20 protein-coding genes and 1 other annotated feature are annotated in these 19,201 nt (G+C 47.0%); of the genes, 6 read left to right on the top strand and 14 right to left on the bottom strand.

Annotation, left to right across the window (positions count from 1 at the left end):
• Positions 1 to 30: 30 nt before the first annotated feature.
• From ACH33_RS03140 to ACH33_RS03075, 14 genes are all read right to left on the bottom strand, one after another.
• On the bottom strand, positions 31 to 579 hold the full coding sequence (locus ACH33_RS03140) for a peroxiredoxin (RefSeq protein ID WP_057897701.1): 549 nt from the start codon (positions 577 to 579) through the stop codon (positions 31 to 33).
• 192 nt (positions 580 to 771) lie between these two features.
• Positions 772 to 1,965: an LL-diaminopimelate aminotransferase gene (locus ACH33_RS03135; protein ID WP_057897700.1), complete on the bottom strand. Its 1,194-nt coding sequence runs from the start codon at positions 1,963 to 1,965 to the stop codon at positions 772 to 774.
• Positions 1,966 to 1,976: 11 nt separating this feature from the next.
• Positions 1,977 to 2,336, bottom strand: a complete 360-nt coding sequence (locus ACH33_RS03130; protein ID WP_057897699.1) for an arsenate reductase family protein — start codon at positions 2,334 to 2,336, stop codon at positions 1,977 to 1,979.
• A 72-nt stretch (positions 2,337 to 2,408) separates the two neighbouring features.
• A complete protein-coding gene (locus ACH33_RS03125; protein ID WP_057900228.1) occupies positions 2,409 to 3,185 on the bottom strand; it encodes an ABC transporter ATP-binding protein in 777 nt (258 codons plus the stop codon).
• Between the two features lie 27 nt (positions 3,186 to 3,212).
• Positions 3,213 to 4,280, bottom strand: coding sequence for a FecCD family ABC transporter permease (locus tag ACH33_RS03120; protein WP_057897698.1), 1,068 nt, complete (start codon positions 4,278 to 4,280; stop codon positions 3,213 to 3,215).
• A 6-nt stretch (positions 4,281 to 4,286) separates the two neighbouring features.
• Positions 4,287 to 5,240 carry an ABC transporter substrate-binding protein gene (locus ACH33_RS03115; protein WP_057897697.1) on the bottom strand — a complete coding sequence of 318 codons (954 nt, stop codon included), beginning with the start codon at positions 5,238 to 5,240 and terminating at the stop codon, positions 4,287 to 4,289.
• 112 nt (positions 5,241 to 5,352) lie between these two features.
• A complete protein-coding gene (locus ACH33_RS03110) occupies positions 5,353 to 6,576 on the bottom strand; it encodes a sensor domain-containing diguanylate cyclase (protein WP_057897696.1) in 1,224 nt (407 codons plus the stop codon).
• A 102-nt stretch (positions 6,577 to 6,678) separates the two neighbouring features.
• Positions 6,679 to 7,470 (bottom strand): DUF2797 domain-containing protein, encoded by a 792-nt coding sequence (locus tag ACH33_RS03105; protein WP_057897695.1) that lies wholly within the window; start codon positions 7,468 to 7,470, stop codon positions 6,679 to 6,681.
• A gap of 19 nt (positions 7,471 to 7,489) precedes the next feature.
• Complete coding sequence (locus tag ACH33_RS03100; RefSeq protein WP_057897694.1) at positions 7,490 to 8,236, bottom strand: amino acid ABC transporter ATP-binding protein; 747 nt, start codon at positions 8,234 to 8,236, stop codon at positions 7,490 to 7,492.
• 54 nt (positions 8,237 to 8,290) lie between these two features.
• Entirely contained in the window at positions 8,291 to 9,484 is a 1,194-nt protein-coding gene (locus ACH33_RS03095) for an MFS transporter (RefSeq protein ID WP_236781958.1), read from the bottom strand.
• A gap of 113 nt (positions 9,485 to 9,597) precedes the next feature.
• Positions 9,598 to 10,716: a GerAB/ArcD/ProY family transporter gene (locus ACH33_RS03090; RefSeq protein WP_057897693.1), complete on the bottom strand. Its 1,119-nt coding sequence runs from the start codon at positions 10,714 to 10,716 to the stop codon at positions 9,598 to 9,600.
• A 15-nt stretch (positions 10,717 to 10,731) separates the two neighbouring features.
• Positions 10,732 to 10,968: a DUF3810 domain-containing protein gene (locus ACH33_RS03085; protein WP_162264991.1), complete on the bottom strand. Its 237-nt coding sequence runs from the start codon at positions 10,966 to 10,968 to the stop codon at positions 10,732 to 10,734.
• Positions 10,969 to 10,970: 2 nt separating this feature from the next.
• Entirely contained in the window at positions 10,971 to 12,170 is a 1,200-nt protein-coding gene (locus ACH33_RS03080; RefSeq protein ID WP_057897691.1) for a Ger(x)C family spore germination protein, read from the bottom strand.
• Positions 12,167 to 13,768 carry a spore germination protein gene (locus ACH33_RS03075; RefSeq protein WP_057897690.1) on the bottom strand — a complete coding sequence of 534 codons (1,602 nt, stop codon included), beginning with the start codon at positions 13,766 to 13,768 and terminating at the stop codon, positions 12,167 to 12,169. The genes ACH33_RS03080 and ACH33_RS03075 overlap by 4 nt, the downstream gene beginning before the upstream one ends.
• Before the next feature lie 143 nt (positions 13,769 to 13,911).
• Positions 13,912 to 14,136: a binding site (T-box leader), on the top strand.
• Between the two features lie 98 nt (positions 14,137 to 14,234).
• On the opposite strand from ACH33_RS03075, the gene proB reads away from it, so the two are divergent.
• The 6 genes from proB to ACH33_RS03045 all read left to right on the top strand — a co-directional run bounded on the left by proB (position 14,235) and on the right by ACH33_RS03045 (position 19,056).
• Entirely contained in the window at positions 14,235 to 15,392 is a 1,158-nt protein-coding gene (gene proB, locus ACH33_RS03070) for a glutamate 5-kinase (RefSeq protein ID WP_057897689.1), read from the top strand.
• Entirely contained in the window at positions 15,389 to 16,636 is a 1,248-nt protein-coding gene (locus ACH33_RS03065; RefSeq protein WP_057897688.1) for a glutamate-5-semialdehyde dehydrogenase, read from the top strand. The genes proB and ACH33_RS03065 overlap by 4 nt, the downstream gene beginning before the upstream one ends.
• Before the next feature lie 13 nt (positions 16,637 to 16,649).
• A complete protein-coding gene (gene proC / locus ACH33_RS03060; protein ID WP_057897687.1) occupies positions 16,650 to 17,486 on the top strand; it encodes a pyrroline-5-carboxylate reductase in 837 nt (278 codons plus the stop codon).
• Between the two features lie 35 nt (positions 17,487 to 17,521).
• A complete protein-coding gene (locus ACH33_RS03055; protein ID WP_057897686.1) occupies positions 17,522 to 18,334 on the top strand; it encodes an isopentenyl transferase family protein in 813 nt (270 codons plus the stop codon).
• 95 nt (positions 18,335 to 18,429) lie between these two features.
• Complete coding sequence (locus ACH33_RS03050) at positions 18,430 to 18,693, top strand: hypothetical protein (protein WP_057900226.1); 264 nt, start codon at positions 18,430 to 18,432, stop codon at positions 18,691 to 18,693.
• A 12-nt stretch (positions 18,694 to 18,705) separates the two neighbouring features.
• Positions 18,706 to 19,056 carry a spore coat protein gene (locus ACH33_RS03045; RefSeq protein WP_091260846.1) on the top strand — a complete coding sequence of 117 codons (351 nt, stop codon included), beginning with the start codon at positions 18,706 to 18,708 and terminating at the stop codon, positions 19,054 to 19,056.
• Positions 19,057 to 19,201: the final 145 nt, after the last annotated feature.

Raw genomic sequence — 19,201 nt, 5'->3', positions numbered from 1 at the left:
TAGGTCCTTTTCCGTACAAGCGAACAACGATTACTTCGCTTCCAAGTGAGCTTGACCCGGACGCCAGTTTGCAGGGCACAAACCACCAGATTGGAAAGCTTGCAGCACGCGGAGTGTTTCGTCTACGCTGCGTCCAACATCCAAGTTATGAATTGCGGAATACATCAATGTGCCTTCCGGATCGATGATGAATAGACCGCGCAACGCAACACCCTTCTCTTCAATAAGCACACCATAGTCACGGGATACTTTATGAGTAATATCGGAAGCGATCGGGAAGTTCAGTTTGCCCAGACCGTTTTCTTCACGCGGCGTGTTAATCCATGCACGGTGAGAGAACTTGCTGTCTGTGCTGACTGCCAGCAGTTCCGTATCCAGTTCTTTGAATTGCTCATATGCGTCGCTCATTGCAGTGATTTCCGTCGGGCATACAAAAGTAAAGTCCAGCGGATAGAAGAACATTACCAGCCATTTGCCTTTGTAGTCAGACAGCTTTGCAGTCCCGAAGTTCTCACCGTCACCCAGAGCTGTTTCCATTTCAAAATCTGGAGCTGGTAAACCTACTAAGCGTTCTGCCATATGTAACTACCTCCTAATATTTATTCTAATCCGGGCAAGCCCGGAATAGTAAATGTTACCTTATCTCTTTACATAATAGCAAGCCAAATGATAATAGTCAATACAAGATTGTAATTATTCTAATTAAGATAGTTCAACTTTTTTCAAAATGAGCCTTATGATGGTCAGCACACATCATATAACATACACCGTTTAGGAAGAAAGTATTCCTGATTTCTTAATACGCAGAATCACTTCCTTTAAAACGTCAACAGGTTTTACCAGCGCAATGCGAACATACCCTTCCCCTTCAGCACCGAACGCATTGCCAGGAATCACCACGACCCCCGCCTTTTCCAACAAGGCAAAAGCAAACGTCTCGGAAGTCCACCCGTCAGGAACACGCGCCCAGACAAACATGGTCGCCTGCGGCTTCGGTATTGTCCATCCGTTGTCCCGAAGTCCGTCCAGCAGCACATCACGCCGTTTCTTATAAATGGCAGCATTGTAGTTTTTTCCTGGATTTGCAATATCGTACTCCATCGCCGCTACTGCCGCTTCCTGTACGGCGAGAAACACCCCATAATCAATATTGGACTTAATGATGGCAAGCGGGCGAATAATATCCCTGTTACCTACAAGATAACCAACACGGCAACCAGCCATATTAAAGCTTTTGGACAGGGAGTTAAATTCGACTCCCACCTCTTTCGCTCCCGGCGTCATTAGGAAGCTCGGTGGACGGTATCCGTCAAACGCAAGCTCCGAATACGCCAAATCGTGCGCAACGATTAACTGGTTTTCCTTAGCAAACGAAACGACTTCTGCAAAAAATCCATCTTTTGCGATAGCGGTCACCGGATTGTTCGGATAATTGAGCACCATCAGTTTAGCGCGCTTTTTCACATCATCCGGAATTTTCGAAAAATCAGGTAGAAAATCGTTCTCTTCACGCAATGGCATCGGATAAATCTCGCCGCCCGCAAGCGCTACACTTGCAAAATAAATCGGATAGCCTGGGTCCGGAACCAATACGATATCTCCTGGGTCGACCCATGCCTGAGCCAAATGAGCCAGCCCATCCTGTGAGCCCATAAGCGATAGCACTTCATGTTCAGGGTCCAATTCTACGCTGAAACGATGCTGATACCAACGCACAACCGTTTTCCGAAATGCAGGTGAGCCCTCCGAAGTCGGATAACCATAATTCCCCACATTCTGTACCGCGTGGGTTAACGCTTCGATAACAAAGGGAGGTGGCGGCTGATCGGGACTGCCAATACCAAGGTCAATAACCCGAACACCGCGCGCCTCTACCTCTTTTTTGCGCCGGTTCATTTCCGTGAAGATAGCCGACGTCAGCCCCTGAAGACGGCGCGAAGGCCGAATAGTAAGCAACCTTTCCATACGCGCCTCCCTTATTTCCACGCTTGCTCCATTTCGTCTTCTTTAAATCCGACCGTCACTTTACCATTTCCAATGATAAGCGGACGCTTGATAAGCTTCCCATCAGAGGCGAGCAAATCCAGCATTTCTTCTTCTGACATATCCTTTAATCGGTCTTTTAGGCCCCGTTCACGATAAGATTGCCCGCTTGTATTAAAGAATTTCCTGAGATCGAGTCCGCTCTGCTGCCAATATGTACGAAGCTGCTCCTTGGTCGGTGGCTCATCCACAATCGGAATTTCGCGGTATGTGATCCCGTTTTCGTCCATCCATTTTTTCGCTTTACGGCATGTGCCACATTTATTATATAAGTAAGCTGTAACTTCCGTCATCCTGATCCTCCTTTTTCTATAGCATAGCATAAGAAAAACCATGTGCGGAAGGTGCTAGAAACAAATTGCAGGTCAACTGGATCTTTCCAGCAAAATCTGAGGAAGGTGCAAATTCGGGTGAGTAATAACCAATGGTTTCACGCCATATACACCTGCCAGCAAATTGGCTTCTATTATCTCTTCCACACCGCCATATTGCGTAATTTTTCCGTTCTCCATAAGCAGCAGGCAGTCACAGTACTGGGCGGCCAAATTTAAATCGTGCAGCACAAGCACCGCGGTGCCTCCCGTTTCTTGCCGCCATTCGCGTACCACATCCAAAATTCCAATCTGATGGCCAATATCAAGATACGTCGTCGGCTCATCCAAAAGCAAAACTTCTGGCTCTTGCGCCAGCGCGCAGGCAATAGCGGCGCGCTGGCGTTCTCCGCCGCTCAACTTTTCAAGCGGCTGATCAGCCAGCCCCGTAAGTCCTGTTCGCATGAGCGCACGCTGTATAGCTTCCGCATCTCGTGCTACATTGCTCCGGAACAAGCGATGATACGGGTATCTTCCCATCGCGACCGCTTCCCTGACGGTAATCGGCAGCGGGGGAAATCCTTCCTGGCTTACGACCGCCATTTTGCGTGCCAGCATCTTAGGAGAGTAGGCGGAGATCTCCCTGCCATCCACTGTTACCATTCCTGAAGAGGGGACAAGCAGGCGCGATATTACTTTTATCAACGTCGATTTGCCCGAGCCGTTCGGCCCGATAATGCCCAATATTTTACCTTTCTCAACGCAGAAATGAATATCGTGCAAAATTTCGTGCTGTCCGATCCGCAGGCTTATATCGCACACTTCGATCATGTTCACCTATGCTTGCCTCCTTGTGCTTCATTCATGATACCACAAACCACGCCGTCGCTTACGCAACAAATACCCGAAGAAAGGCGCGCCCAAAAATGCGGTAATAACACCGATCGGAAGCTCTTGCGGCTCCATAATCGTCCGCGCCGCCGTATCGGCAATCATTAATAAAATCGCGCCCGCAATCGCTGATACCGGCAAAAGCACCCGATGATCCGAACCAACGAGCGATCGCATAATGTGCGGCACTACCAATCCAACAAAACCAATAACGCCGGAAACCGCTACCGCCGCTCCTGCGGTAAGGGAGGCCGCAAGCAATACGATAAGACGTGTTCGCTCTACATTCATCCCCAAATGGTGCGCTTTTTGTTCACCGAGCGTCAGTAAATTCAACTCTCTCGCAAAAAGGAAAATTACGAGCGCCCCGCCTAGGACATACGGAACAATCACCATGCCAGAAGACCAATCGCTTAATGTCAAGCTTCCCATTAACCAGTACAAAATTGTTTGCATCTTTTCTCCAGACATCGACATAACTAGAGATAGACCTGCGCCAAGAAACGCCTGCACCACCACGCCCGCTAGCAGAAGTGTTTCCGGTTGGACTTTTCCACCGATATAAGCAAGACGATACACTACCAACAATGTACCCACACCGCAAATAAAGGCAATAAGCGGCAGTGTCCACCGGCCGGCAAACAAAAGCTCCTGCCCGAATAAAATAAAAGAAGCTGCTCCGAGCGAAGCGCCGGAAGACACTCCCAGCACATAAGGATCGGCAAGCGGATTGCGCAAAACACCTTGGTAAGCAACACCGGATACTGCAAGCGCCGCCCCGACCAAAACGCCCACCAAAATGCGGGGCATCCGAATATTCCATACGATAATCTCCGCCGAATTTGACCACTCTTTTGTAAATTCCGGCATAAACGGTACGTGCGAAAGAATAATTTTCCAAACCGTGCTGAAAGATAATCTAGCGCTGCCTAGCGAAACGCTGGCCACCATCACAACAAGAAGCACAAGAAGAAGGGGAAGCAGCCACAATCCTAGCTTCTTCCCCCAGCCCAATTGACCTTCTTTCAATTGCATCATTCCTTATTTATGAAATAGTTCCGGGTGCAAATATTGCGCAATCTCTTTTAGCCCTTGCGTAATACGTGGTGCCGGTCGATTTACTACGTCCGAATCAAGCGAATACACCTGGCCGTTTCGTACCGCTTTTACTTGCTGCCATTTCGGCCGTTGCTTGATTTTAACGGACGCGTCCTTGTTATAGTAACCGTATGTGTTTAGAATTACATCCGGGTTACGCTGTAGCACTTTCTCCTCCGATAGTTGCTTCCAGCCATCCAAATCAGCCGCAATATTGTTGCCCCCGGCCATCGTCACCATATCGTGCATAAATGTGCCTTTTCCTGCCGTAAATAAAGAAGGATCAACCTCAATCCAGACATTCGGGCGCTTGTCTACGGGAATGTTTTTTACTTTTTCCTGAACTTCCCGCACATCATCTTTCATGCGCTTAATGACCTCAGCTGCTTTCACCTCATTGCCGGTGACTTTTCCTATCATTTCAATGGAATCATAAATCTCGTCAAATGTTTTCGCCCCCATTACTACGACTGGAAGACCGGTTTTGCGAAGCGCCTCAATCGCTTCCCCATTTCCTGTATCTGCCAGGATAAGATCTGGCTCCAGCGATACGACTTTCTCAATGTTGACTTTCAGGTCTCCAACTTTTTCTTTTGTCTTTACTTCTTCCGGATAATTATCATAATTAGATACACCTACCACTTTATCGCCCGCGCCTACGGCATAAGCGATTTCGGTAGCGCTCGGCATAACGGACACAATCCGTTCCGGTTTCTTTTCTAGTTTGACTTCCGTCCCTGTTTTGTCTGTAATACTCAGTGGAAACGCTCCCGCCTGCGCTTGCTGTTTCTTCTGTCCGGCAGAATCATTGCCTGAACTGTCGGACGCATTGTTACCACATGCGGCCAGCACAACCAGCAACATAATAGCTATCATGATCGATACACATTTTTTCATCTGCTTCTCCGCACCCCTTTCTGTACATCTATCCCTATTTATTTGTTCCTTACCATAGGTGATTATAGGCGGTTGTATCCCTTTTTACAAGGTGGTCGATATTCTCTCCGGATTACCGCTCATATAGCGTAACCGCATTTCGCAGCTTCTTGGATACATATAATGCCTGATCGGCGTGTTTCTTCAATTCTTCCGCATTTTTGGCAGACACAGGGTATGTATCAATACCAATACTAAGCGAAGCAGGTATCTTCATCTTGTTAATAACAGGAGGATACAGCCGTAAATGCTGCTGCATGGCCTTCGCTTTTTTCCGCGCTGTTTCTCCGTCTGCGCCTAACGCCAGCACAATAAATTCATCTCCTGCATACCGATATGCTTCTTCGCGTGGACCAAGACAATAGTTGATGGATTCAGCTACACGATGCAACAGCAAATCCCCAGCATGGTGACCGTACGTATCATTTATTTCTTTCAAATTATCTGAATCAATCATTAGCAGGGAAAGCGGCTCACCGCGCAGATTCGCCTGACGAATTTTATCATGCAAATCAACCTGAAACGCGCGACGGTTTTTTAAGCCGGTAAGTTCATCCTTAATAGCAAGCTCCATCATTCGTTCATATAATTCTGTATTTTCAATCGCACTGGCCACCTGTGTACCAATAATACGCAAAAGCTCCTCATGCTCTTTTTTATAAGCGAACTCGCGATAGCTTTGCGCCGTAATGACCCCTTTCATCTTTCCTCGCAAAACCATCGGCACAAAAATGAGGGTTTTTGTATCCTGAGCGGGATTTCCCCAACAAATTTCCTCCTTTCTCTCCTGTTTTGCCCCTGCATGAATATGAATAGAACGGCCCGTTTTCAGCACTTCGGAAACAATCCCCTGACCGAACGGAATCGTCCAACTTTCATAGCGAATACCGTTATCGATAGCAAACGGAATGTAAATATTTTCTTCCCCCTTGCGGTAAAAAGCGATGAAGAATGCGTCCACATCCATTACGCGAGATACCAGCTCAAACGCTTTTTGATAAATTCTCTCTTTGTCAAACGTCTGGGTAAATGTCTGTTGCAAATCATGTAGAATTTTTAGATGCTCTGACATCCAGCTTAAATTTTCAAGCTTTCCCTGTACCCTGGCCAACCGCTCAATCATCCTGTAGTGTAACTCTTTCACCTCTTCCGGCACATTCGCGTCTTCAACCTTTCCCTTCATTCTAGAAAAATCTGCATGAGTCACTGTTTCTTCCTGCAACCATTGTAAAAGTTCGGCGTAATCATCAAGCATCCACACATGAAACAAAAGCGCACGCTGCTTTTCTTCTTCCATGGTTCTCTCCCCACTATCTCCTAGATTAAGCATGCTAGACAAACAAAGAAAGAAGCAGACGGCTTTTCTATCTGCCTCCTGCTCCTCCTTCTTATCTCAAGACTATCCGCTTATTTCCACCTGATATCCATAGTATTTACGTATATTTAACACACCATTCTCAAAAAGCAAATACTGTCCTTTCATTCCAATTAGCCGATCTTCGATTACAGGTTGCTTGTCTAGGTTATATGGTTTTACCTTCTGGACCTGTTCCAAAATTGGATATATAAAGTTCATCCATTCATCTTCTTCAATCATGTACTGTTTGTACTCTTCCGGAAAATATTCATATATTTTCTCGCGCAACCCAATCAGATCAACCGGCTCCACTTCACCTTTCAGCATTTTGCGCCAATCGGTTTTATCTGCCAGATACTGTGTAAGATATGCTTCCAATTCGCCTGCGATTTTCCGCGTAGGCACCTCAGCGATTGCGATCGCCTGCACCGCTCCCTGATCTACCCAACGTTTCTTTTCATTATTTTTTCTGGTCAATCCTACTTTAACGCCGCTGCTCACAGCCAGATAGACGTAATGGGGAACCATGCAGTGCGCCACTCCCCACTCAGAATCTCGACACGTTCCCAAGTGGTAATGGCACTCATGCGGTTTTACGATACACAAATCATTTTCCGGCAACTTGACAAAGCAGGGATAGCAATATCCGTTATTGTACGTCTTCTTTATGCTTCGTCCGCAATGTACACACTTTATATTGTCCAGAAACTCAACACGGATGCTTCTGCCGATCCATCCGTTCATCAGCACTTTCGCTTCATTAAGCTTCAATATATACTGTACTGGATTTTCATATTTGTGAACAAATCCTTGCAAAAAACCTGTATGTTTCACAATATTTGTCTGTTCGATATTAATGTGCCTCCTCGGAAATATCGATGACTTTGCGCAGAAACGCACGCGTGCGTTCATTCTTCGGATTCGTAAATACGTCTTCCGGCTTGCCCTCTTCTATAATAACACCCTGATCCATAAAGATGACACGATCGCACACATCGCGTGCAAACCCCATTTCATGGGTAACCACTACCATCGTCATCCCTTCTTGGGCCAGCTCTTTCATAACCGCCAGCACCTCGCCTACCAATTCAGGGTCAAGTGCCGAAGTCGGCTCATCAAACAACATCACTTTTGGATTCATCGCCAGTGCCCTTGCAATCGCTACACGCTGCATTTGCCCCCCTGACAATTTCTCCGGATAAACCTCTGCTTTGTCACGCAGGCCGACTTTTTCAAGAAGATGCAACGCTTTTTCACGCGCTTTGTCAGGATTTTCTTTCAACACTTTCAACGGGGCAAGCATCACATTTTCCAGTACAGTTTTATGCGGAAACAGGTTAAAGCGTTGGAATACCATGCCCACTTCTATGCGCACCCGGTTCATATCAACTTTCGGATCGGACAAATCATGCCCGTTAACGATAATCTGGCCGCTCGTTAATTCTTCCAATCCGTTCAAGCAGCGCAAAAACGTACTTTTCCCCGAACCGGACGGGCCAATCACGCTGACGACTTCCTTCTCATTAATGACGCAGTCGATGCCTTTCAATACTTCCAATGAACCATAATATTTATGCAAATCTTTAACTTGAATAATCATGCTCCCGTCCCCTTTCCAACTGCCCTCCATCCTTTTTATTTTAAGAAAAAAAGGCTAATTTGTAAAACGGATTAACGATGTTTTTTCTTCCTGTTTGGTTCTCTGGAAAAAGAATCCTAAACCTATGAAAAGCAAGAACATACTACCAAGAAAATAAAACATGCTGCCCGGAGACACATATTGAATGCCGAGCCCGCCCAGATTCGGGCCAATAATGCTTCCTACGCTAAAATTAATGGAAGCGATGACGTTGGCTGCTGGCAGATACGCTTTCGGCACAAGGTCAGCCACATAAGCAAGGCCAAGGGAATAAAATGAACCGACCAGACCTCCTGCCGCAATAAACGCAAACAATATGCCCCATACATTATTGCCGAATAGCGGAACAGACAAAAAGGCCAGCCCACCTGCGAATCCGGCCAGCATAAGCACTTGCTTTCGCCCTTTGCGGTCGCTCCATAATCCGAGCGGAATCTGCAAAATCAAGCTTCCAATACCGAAAGCAGGCAAAAGCACTGACACCCAGCTTTCGCTGATCCCCATCCGCAGCCCATACACCGGAAAGTTGCTGTTCATGGACGATTCCATATACCCATAAAGAAGAGCCGGAAAAAGCGCGAACCAAGCGATTCGTATTGCCCCGATATAACGGCTTTTGGCAGGTGCATTCTTTTCTTCCCGTACCGGATATTCGTGCGGCATCTTGAGCAAAAGCAAAAGCGCAAGACCAAAACAGCCGCCGATCACAGCGAAAGGCACCCACACACCGAATGACATCAGATTGATGCCCAAAGGTCCGATACTAAATCCAATCGCATACGCCATTCCGTAAATAGAAATATTGCGCCCTCGTTTCTCAGCCGGGCTTGTAGATGTAATCCACAGCTGTGACGAATAATGCAGCGCACTGTCTCCCATTCCGACCAACATACGCAACGCAAACCAAAAGACAAGATTTTTCCAGAGGGGAAATAATAGCGTCGCCGCCATAACAAGCATAATTCCCAGTATGATGACCCTTTTATAGCCGAATTTACGCACTGGCTTTTCAATAACCAGCATGATAAGGAACATCCCGATATACAAGGCAACGGCATTCAAACCGTTCATGCCGGATGATACTCCTGATTTTTCCAAAAGAATCGTTAGGAGTGGAAGCAGTAACCCTTGGCTCAAGCCAGCAATGAGCACTACAAAGATTAAAAGCAAAAAACGGTATGATGACGAAGCGGTTCGCACTTTCTTCACTCCCCTTCCTAAAAATAATAATGCTTGTCGGCAAACGGCTCCATGCGCATTTGTACCAACAAGCTTACAATCCAACATCTATTGTACTGTACAAAAAGAAAAAAGGCGACGAATTAATTCGACGCCTTTCCTTCTTCCAAACTATCCACATGATTAGCAGGCCCCTGCTTTCGTCGACGCAACCAGCTAACGACAAGGAGCAATGCAGGCAAAAGCAACATAAAAATAGGGGCAGTCACCACGCGAATATCATTATGATACAAAGTAACATCATTTACATCATTAATAAAAATTTGTGATAGGCCAATAATCAGAAAACAGAGTGGCAACACAAGCGGATTGACACTTTTCGCTCCGGTAAGATGTGCCACTCCATGGACGAGCGTATAGAAAATAACGATAAATCTCATCAATATCATCATGATAAAGATTCCAAGGAGCAAAATATCAATCCGCTCGATAAACTCCCCAATCTTAACAAAGCGAATCGCTGTAATGTACGGATATGTGTTAGCCTGCGCTGTTCCCGGTCCAAGCACCCCAACGGTGATAATGATCTTATAGGCAATGTAGAGACCGCCCAGCACAAGCGCAATGACCGGAGAAAAAAATCGCTTATTCGATCTTTTCGTGTAAGGAAGAATACTCATGAAAAAAATAATCTCTCCAAGCGGAAGAACGTAATGCAGATACGATGCATACAAAATCTCGCCCGGTGGATGATCCAAAAACGGTAGCACATTCTCCAGCCTAAACTGACCGATCAGCAGCATATTGATAAAAACAAGCAAGATGAAATAAAAAGGAAACGCCATCTCTACGAATCGGCCAATTCCTTCTATTCCTTGGTATACCGCATACGCTGCTACGATAACCATGCTAATAATGTATACACCAACCGGCAATTCAGGAGTTAATGTCGATACGACGAATTCGGCGACACTTCGAGACAGAATGGAGCAAACCTCCACTGCAAAACAGATATACAACAAACTTACCAATTTTCCCGGCCATTTCCCGAGGATGTCTTCCGCGTATTCAAACAGTATCTTTCCAGGATGCCGCTTTTGCAGTTGTGCAAGCAAATAAAAGGTAAGGATGCTGGGCAAAATGGCAAACAAACTGGCAATTGCCCCATCCTGGCCCGCCATTATGGGGTTCTCCGAGCTTGTCATATAAATGACAATCAGGATAAACAATTGACTGGAAGAAATTCGACCTTTTTCATACATATTTTTCACCGCCTTTTACATCTCAATGCCAAAAATTGCAGGGAACACTCTGTGAGCAATCGGTCCAGTGATACTGTGTAAATAGCGAATAGGATAGCCAACGCCCCAGTTGAACATAAAGACTAACACAAAATAACTAGCTATAACGCTGAGCACCACAAAAACAAACAAATCTTTCCATTCTTTATCTTTGCTGAACTGCCTTACTTTAACCACGAAATATACGACAAACAAAAGACAAGCCAGAATCAAGATCATGACTGTTCACCTTTTTTTACCTGATTAATTAGCCCGGTACGGAACGTATTCCATGTAATGGATACATGAACAGGAATATTCGGATAAATAGTATCCCACTCCTTTCGATGCTCATGCCAGTACCGTTTATGCTGACGGTGAATCAAACTATTAAATTCAAAAATGTCGACCTTTTTCTCTTTCTGCATTTTATGAAGCAGAGTGCGAATGTCACGTTGTATTCTTTCTTCCAATCGTTTTTTCAGCTTGGCCACCGTCACCTCCTTGTTAAAATCGGGTGAAGCGCCCGACTCTAAAACGGTAGCATCCAAGCTTAATTGCACATCAATTTTGGGAACTCCATTTGTTATGCTGCTTTTTTTCCTGTCTTTTATCTTAATCTGTACCGCGGTACTTCGTCTGTTGCTCCCCGCTTCGTTTAGCGGAACAGAAAAGACTATTTCCGGCTCCTGCTGTATCGTTTTATTAAGAAAATGAAGCGTCCGAACCTCCTCTCTGGATAAATCCGTTACCAGTGTTTGATTACGAATTACGGAAGCGCCGGTAATCGCTATAATTTGTTTTTCCTTATCTTTGGAAAGATACTTGTGAACACGACCGGTGACAAATCCTTCGTACGGACTCGCATAGCTGTTAATGAGTTCACGTAGCATCACAACTGCCGTTCGGCCCCATTCCGCCTGATTGTTAATAATTCCGACCAGTTCCTCTCCCATTGTACTCTCGCCATTTGGCTCTGCTGTTACGATATCCTCCGCCGTTCCATTGGCGACAAGAATCCAGCTGGAATAACGAATTTCCCGATTTCGCGCAAAGAAATCCACCACTTCTTTCAGTACTTTCTGTTTTACTAACGTCTCCCCTAATATGATGACCTTACTGTGAAACCAGACAAGCTTTCCGGATGTTTGAGCACGCAAGTTTTTTGAAGCTTCCATAATGGTGTCTCCTGTTGCTCTTGCCGTATATGCGCTCTCTGGCGAAATGGCGACATTTTTTTCCTTCGCCGGTTTAAGAGACTGGATAGACAGAATAAATTTTTTATGCTTCGGATCATAATCTACCCCCGTGATCATTACGACATTTAACTGGTTTAATTCCCGGACAGCAATGCCGCCCGCTACTGTGCCACATCCCTGAAGAAAGGGGACGAACAAAAGGAAAAAGAAAGCAAATGAAAGCAGTTTTTTCTTCATTCATGCGTTCCCCCTTCCTGCTCCGGAGGATTAGAAGCTACATCCATTCTCTTCAGGTCCTTTTTCTGCAAATAATTTGGCCGCGATTTTCGTAGTGAAAATGGCAAAACGAGCAGTTCGCTTATCCATGACCTAGGATGCGCCGGGGCAACCGGGGACATATACGGTACGCCAAACGTACGCAGCGAACACATGTGAATACCGAGCGCGACAAGCGCAATCGAAATGCCGTATATCCCCAGGCTCGCTGCAACAATCATCATCGGGAAACGCAGCAGGCGGGTAACCATAGCCAGATTAAAAGCAGGAATAGTAAAAGAAGCAATCCCTGTAAAAGCTACGACAATGACCATTGCCTGTGAAATGATCCCCGCTTCTACGGCCGCCTGCCCTACAACAAGCGCGCCTACTATACTGACCGCCGAACCGACCGGACGCGGCAGGCGCACACCCGCTTCCCGCAGTATCTCGAACGAAATCTCCATAATTAACGCTTCAATTAACGCCGGAAACGGCACACCGACTCTAGCTGAAATAACCGTTAATAAAAGCGGGGTGGGGATAAGCTCCTGATGAAATGTAGTAATAGCAACATAAAGGGACGGGCCTAGTAGCGCGGTAAGAAACGTAATGATCCGCAATAGACGAACCGCGCTGGGAAAGTAAAAACGCTGATAGTAATCCTCGCTAGCCTGCAAGAAATCATAGAAAACAGCCGGTATCAGCAGCACAAATGGCGTACCATCAACAATGACGGCTACCCGTCCTTCCGCCAGTCCCGATACTACTTTATCCGGTCGTTCAGTGGAAAGAATTTGTGGAAACGGCGAGTAGACACTATCCTGAATTAACTCTTCGAGCTCGGCGCTCTCCAGAAGAACATCCAGATCGATTTCTTTCAATCGTTTCCGCAACGTATTAAGGACATCTTCTTCTACAAGATCGCAAATATACATAAAGCAGACCACTGTTCGGCTACGATGGCCGATTTTAATCACTTCCGACTTCAAATCCGGCGTGCGTAACCGCTTGCGAATCAACCCTGTATTATCCTGTAGCTTCTCGGTAAAACCTTCGCGCGGGCCCCGCACCAGCTGTTCAGCCTCTGGTTCGGAAACAGAACGGGTTGGGAGGTTCGGCGTAACCACCGCGACCGCATACGGCATATAATCGACATGAACGACAGCACAGCCGGCGGTAATCATCTCAATCATCGTTTTTAAATTATCAACCGGCATCAATTTTTTTGCCGTAATCACCTGATCTTCCACATGACCGAGAAACGACTCCGGGCCCATTTCTAACAATGGCCGGATCACATGCTGGTCAAGAATCATTTCATTGACCAAGTCATCCAGAAAAAATACTGCCCCTTCCGGCATTCTTGCGTCATTTTTTGCGTTTGGAAATGTTAATAGATGCGTGACAAACACGTCCACATCTTTAAATATCGCTTGCAGCCGCGCGGCATTCACCGCTGTCATCGGATCAATGCCAATCTCTTCGAGCCTCTTCTGTTCTTTCACATCTTCTTTTGCCTGTCCCTGCGCAATTTCTTCTAACGTTTTTGCTTTTTTCGGCTTTTTAAATTTCCCCATTTTTGTCACCCGTTTCTTTGCAGAATCTTTAGGTAGGTTGTGTAGAAACAGGGAAAATATACAGTCTGCATTTTTTTTCATATCACTTGACAATTGTGTAAAGGGTCTGCGATAATAAATTTCAAATCCAATGGTATAAAGATACGAACGTGTTGATGGGGATTAGTAGGGCATACGCCTGCGTTCAGAGAGCAAATCATACCGCTGCAAGATTTGCCGTACGGCCTGCCTGAACCCACCCCGGAGCGCCAGGGATGAACCTGGCCAGGGTCCTCTCCCTGTTACCAAAGAGGTAAGCGGGCATGCGGCCAATGCCGCATCGCCAATAAAGGTGGTACCGCGGAAGCAATTTGCCTTTCGTCCTTTTGCAAAGGAACGAAAGGCATTTTTTTGTTAGATGGTCATGCAATGTCTGCGTGTTTTTCTTGTGATGAAGTATTTCTGAGAATAAAGGTGGAGTACAAGGATGGATGCCAAAAGAAAACATCGTGTTGTTGTGAAAATCGGAAGCAGCTCACTGACAAACCCGACAGGCGGATTGTCCCGTCAAAAGCTGGAAGAGCATGTCTCCGCACTAGCGGCGCTGCGCCGGGCGGGTCACGAGGTCATTCTCGTATCGTCCGGAGCTGTTGCGACCGGATTTACGCAGCTTGGGTATCCATCACGACCTGTTACGCTGGAAGGCAAACAGGCGGCTGCAGCGGTCGGCCAGGGACTATTAATCCAGGCATATAATGATTCATTGCGGACATACGGGCTTTCAGGGGCGCAAATTTTGCTTACGCGCGACGATTTTTCCAAACGTCATCGCTACCAAAACACCCATAATGCATTGAACGAGTTACTGAAACGAGGGATTCTCCCGATTATTAATGAAAATGACTGCGTAGCCGTCGATGAGCTTACATTCGGGGACAATGATATGCTTTCCGCGCTTGTGGCCGGCTTTTTGCGAGCGGATGATTTAATCATTTTGACTGATACGGACGGATTGTATGACGCTGACCCGCGCACAAATCCGCAGGCGAAAAAATTTACGCTCATTGAAGAGATTACTCCCGAGATTGAGGCCATTGCCGGAGGAACCGGCAGCCGCGTCGGCACTGGAGGCATGCGTTCGAAAATTAACGCTGCGAAATTTGCGCTTTCGCTAGGTATCCATGTTTTTATCGGTACAGGCAAAGGCGCAGGCAAACTGCTTGACATCTTGGCAGGAAAAGGGGAAGGCACATATTTTCGCAACGACATGAGAGCGCCTCTTAAAGCGCGTAAACAATGGATCGCTTTTCACGCAGAAAGCGACGGACGCATCGTAATTGATAAGGGAGCAGCCCGGGCGTTGCTCTACGAAGGAAAAAGCCTGCTACCTTCCGGAATTGTTAGGGTATGCGGGGATTTTTCAGCCGGCCAAGTCGTGGAAGTAACCGATTTATCCGGCCGCTTGCTCGGGAAAGGGGAAGTCAACTACTCTGCGGCACAACTTGAACAGGTAAAAGGTGAATCCACTGCTGTTTGTCGCGAACAACTGGGCGTTCTCCGCGTAGAAGCAGTACACCGGGATAACTGGGTGACGTTATATATCAATGAGAATAAAGAGGAACATAAGGAGGAGATTATGCAATGACACTGCTCGACAAGGCAAAACTGGCAAAACAGGCGGCAGCGCAAATGGTTACGCTGACCACCGAAGAAAAAAATCAGGCGTTGCTCGCAATGGCAGACGCGCTTGAAAACAACATGGCGCGCATTCTTGCAGCGAATGAAAAAGATATAGCGTCCGCCAAAGAAGCAGGCGTAACAGGCGCACTTATCGATCGCCTAATGTTGACGGAAATCCGCGTCCACGACATGTCAGAAGGACTGCGTCAAGTTGTCGAGTTGCCAGATCCTATCGGCGAAGTGATGGATTCGTGGGAAAGGCCGAATGGTTTGCGTATTACTAAAGTGCGCGTGCCGCTCGGTGTCATTGGCATGATTTATGAAGCACGTCCGAATGTAACCGTGGACGCAACCGGACTTTGCCTGAAATCCGGCAATGCGGTCATTCTGCGGGGCAGTTCTTCCGCACTTCATTCTAATCGGATACTCGTCACCATCCTGCGTGAAGCACTCCTGAGCACTCGCGTTCCGCAAGAGGCGGTACAATTGCTTGAAGAAGGCACACGCGAAGAAGTGAATCAGATGCTGAAAATGAACGATTATCTCGATGTTCTCATTCCGCGCGGTGGCGCGGGCCTTATCCGCTCGGTCGTAGAAAACGCCTCGGTTCCGGTGCTGGAAACAGGCGCAGGCAACTGTCATATATACGTTGACGAATCGGCAAAACCCGATATGACGCATGCCATCGTAATAAATGCAAAAACGCAGCGCCCGGCCGTATGCAACGCCGCCGAAACGCTGCTTGTTCACGAAGCTTGGGCCAAGAAACACCTCCCGGCTTTGTTGAGCGCACTAAAAGAGAAAAACGTCGAGCTCCGCGGCTGCGAACGCGTACGCGAATTGGCAAAGAATGTGGAGATCATTCCAGCAACGGAAGAAGATTGGCGCACGGAATATCTGGATTACACGATGGCAATCACCGTGGTTGAATCGGTCGACAGCGCCATTGAACATATTAACCGATACAGCACAAAGCACTCGGAAGCAATTATAACCGAATCGGAAGCAAGCGCGCGTAAGTTCCTCACTCGTGTGGATTCCGCCGCGGTTTACCATAATGCCTCCACCCGTTTTACAGATGGATTTGAGTTCGGCTTCGGGGCGGAAATCGGCATCAGCACACAGAAACTGCATGCACGCGGACCAATGGGCCTGCCGGCTCTTACTTCTTCCAAGTATGTCATCTATGGCACGGGACAAATTCGATAAAGGGGAGAATGCAATGTCTAGCCTTAAGGATAAAACCATTTGCTTTCTTGGCGCTGGATCTATGGCGGAAGCAATGATTTCAGGATTGGTAAACAAAAATCTCCTTCCTTCCAAGCAGATCTGTGCACTAAACCGCAGCAATAGCACCCGCATCCGGGAATTAGCGACGCGCTATGGAATTTCTATATTAAGAAAAGAAGAAGCGATTAGAACAGCGGATATTATCATCCTCGCTGTCAAACCGAAAGATATTGACGCAGCGATCGCAGAGATTCAATCATTCACCCGGCCGAAACAACTTTTTATTTCTGTACTGGCCGGCATCTCCACGGATTATATTTCGCACCTGCTTGGCCACCAAGCCCCGGTTATCCGAACAATGCCAAATACTTCAGCGGCGGTCGGTTTGTCCGCTACAGCGATCGCTTCCGGCGCGTTCGCTACGGAAAAGGATATGGAACTTGCCATGCAAATTTTTCAAGCGATCGGTATTGTAGAAACAGTAAAAGAAAAAGACCTGCACGCCGTAACCGGTCTTTCCGGAAGCGGTCCAGCTTATGTATACTATTTGGTAGAAGCAATGGAAGCGGCCGGACGTGAAATCGGCCTTGCACCGGAAGTAGCCCGCCGCCTGATTCTGCAGACGATCATCGGCGCAGCGCATATGCTCCGCGACCGCCAAGAAGAACCGGCACTGTTACGCAAACAAGTGACCAGTCCGAATGGTACGACCGCAGCAGGGATTGCCGTGCTCGAAGAACGCGGCTTCCAGGAAGCGATGCTTGCCTGCATCAAACGCGCGGCCGAACGCTCAGCTGAAATGGGAAAACAATCAGTGTCTGCCTCCTAACAGTTGCTTCGAATTCGGCAAAGGAGACACGTAGTATGGATGTTTACGCATTGTACGGCCCAAGCGGAACAGGAAAAAGCTCAAGCGCCCTCGAGCTGGCGCATAAACATAAAATCAGTGCCATTATTGATGATGGCCTGCTTATTTATAAAGGGCGCAAAGTTGCAGGCACATCTGCCAAATACGAGCGCACAACGGTGCAGGCCGTCAAACGAGCGATTTTTTTCTATAAAGACCACGCGCAGGAAGTGCGAAAAGCGATCCATGAATACGAAATCGAGCGGATTCTCTTGCTCGGCACCTCACGCAAAATGGTAAACCGAATCGCGGACGCGCTTGAACTAGGGCCAATTTCCAAATATATCGCCATTGAAGATATCCGCTCTTCCAGCGAAATTAAGGCAGCGCTTTATACCCGGCGCACCGCCGGCAAACACGTCATCCCAATTCCTTACATTCAGGTGGAACAAGATTTCTTCCGCCGCCTGATCGCGCGCGGTAAAAAATTTTTTTCCGCCAAAAAAGAAGTAATAGGAGAAACGACAATCGTACAGCCGGATTTCGGTGGTGGACGCGTCCATGTCACGGAACATGTTTTGCGTAAGCTGATCACATTAAGTTGCCGCGATATGCAGGAAGTAACAAACATGACCAAAATTCATGTCATGCTAAACGATCTGCCTTTCGTCTCACTGGAAGTTCACCTAAACGTGCCGCGCGGAACTCCCTTAAGACAGGTGGCGCAGGAAATACACCACCGCATCTATGATGCTTACGTCCGGCATCTGAACCTCGAACTTGACACCATCAATATCACGATTGGCAAACTTACAATGCCCGACGCGTGAATGCGTCGGTTTTTTTTGTGCAAAATATGCATGTATAAATCCATATAATGAAAGGAGTTTATTCCGTGCAACAACAGCAACAAACACCCGGACAAATGCAGCAGGCAATAATGATGACACCGCCAGCAGTCATGACGACAAAAGACGTACTCTATGTCAAAGATCAAATGAGCTGGCTGCTTGTCGCTATGAAAAAGTGTAGTCACTATGCGCAAGAATGTGCCGATCCACAAATCAAGCAAATCATTGACCGCGCAGGCCAAATGCATCAACGCCATTACAATACGCTGCTTCAGCACTGCCAGAACAACAATAATAGCGCTATGGGCAATATACCGACCAATATGTCTGCACAATGATTAAGGAGGGATATTATGCAAAATAACCAAATCGCAAATCCGACCGCACCATTGCAAGGCGGCCAAATACAGCAAAGCCCGCAAATGACTGACCGCGACCGTCTAAACGATATCCTTGCAACTCAAAAATATCTGACCGACAATTTTAACATTGCGGTGCGCGAAGCAAGCCATGATGCACTGCACCGCGATATACTGACTTGCCTGACTGAAACGCACCAGTGCGCGCGTGATATTTTCAACCTGATGTTCCAGCAAGGTTGGTATAAGCTTGAAGCGGAAGAGCAACAGAAACTGGATCAGACATACCAACAGTTTAACGGTTATACCTCCCAATTCCCGTACACAGGACAAACTCAATGAGAAAAAGCTCGCGGGCTTATCCCCGCGAGCTTTTCTTTTCCAGATAAGCGGTTAACGATCCGAGTCTTACCTGCCAATACAGGTTTCAAACTTTTTATTAAGGGACTTGTGATATACTACTAATCAAGTATAAAAAACAGGTGAA

This window comes from Aneurinibacillus sp. XH2 (genome assembly GCF_001439585.2).
Lineage (GTDB): Bacteria > Bacillota > Bacilli > Aneurinibacillales > Aneurinibacillaceae > Aneurinibacillus > Aneurinibacillus thermoaerophilus.
Note: the sequence above shows the minus strand (reverse complement) of the source record. Positions and strands in the feature narration are given on the sequence as shown.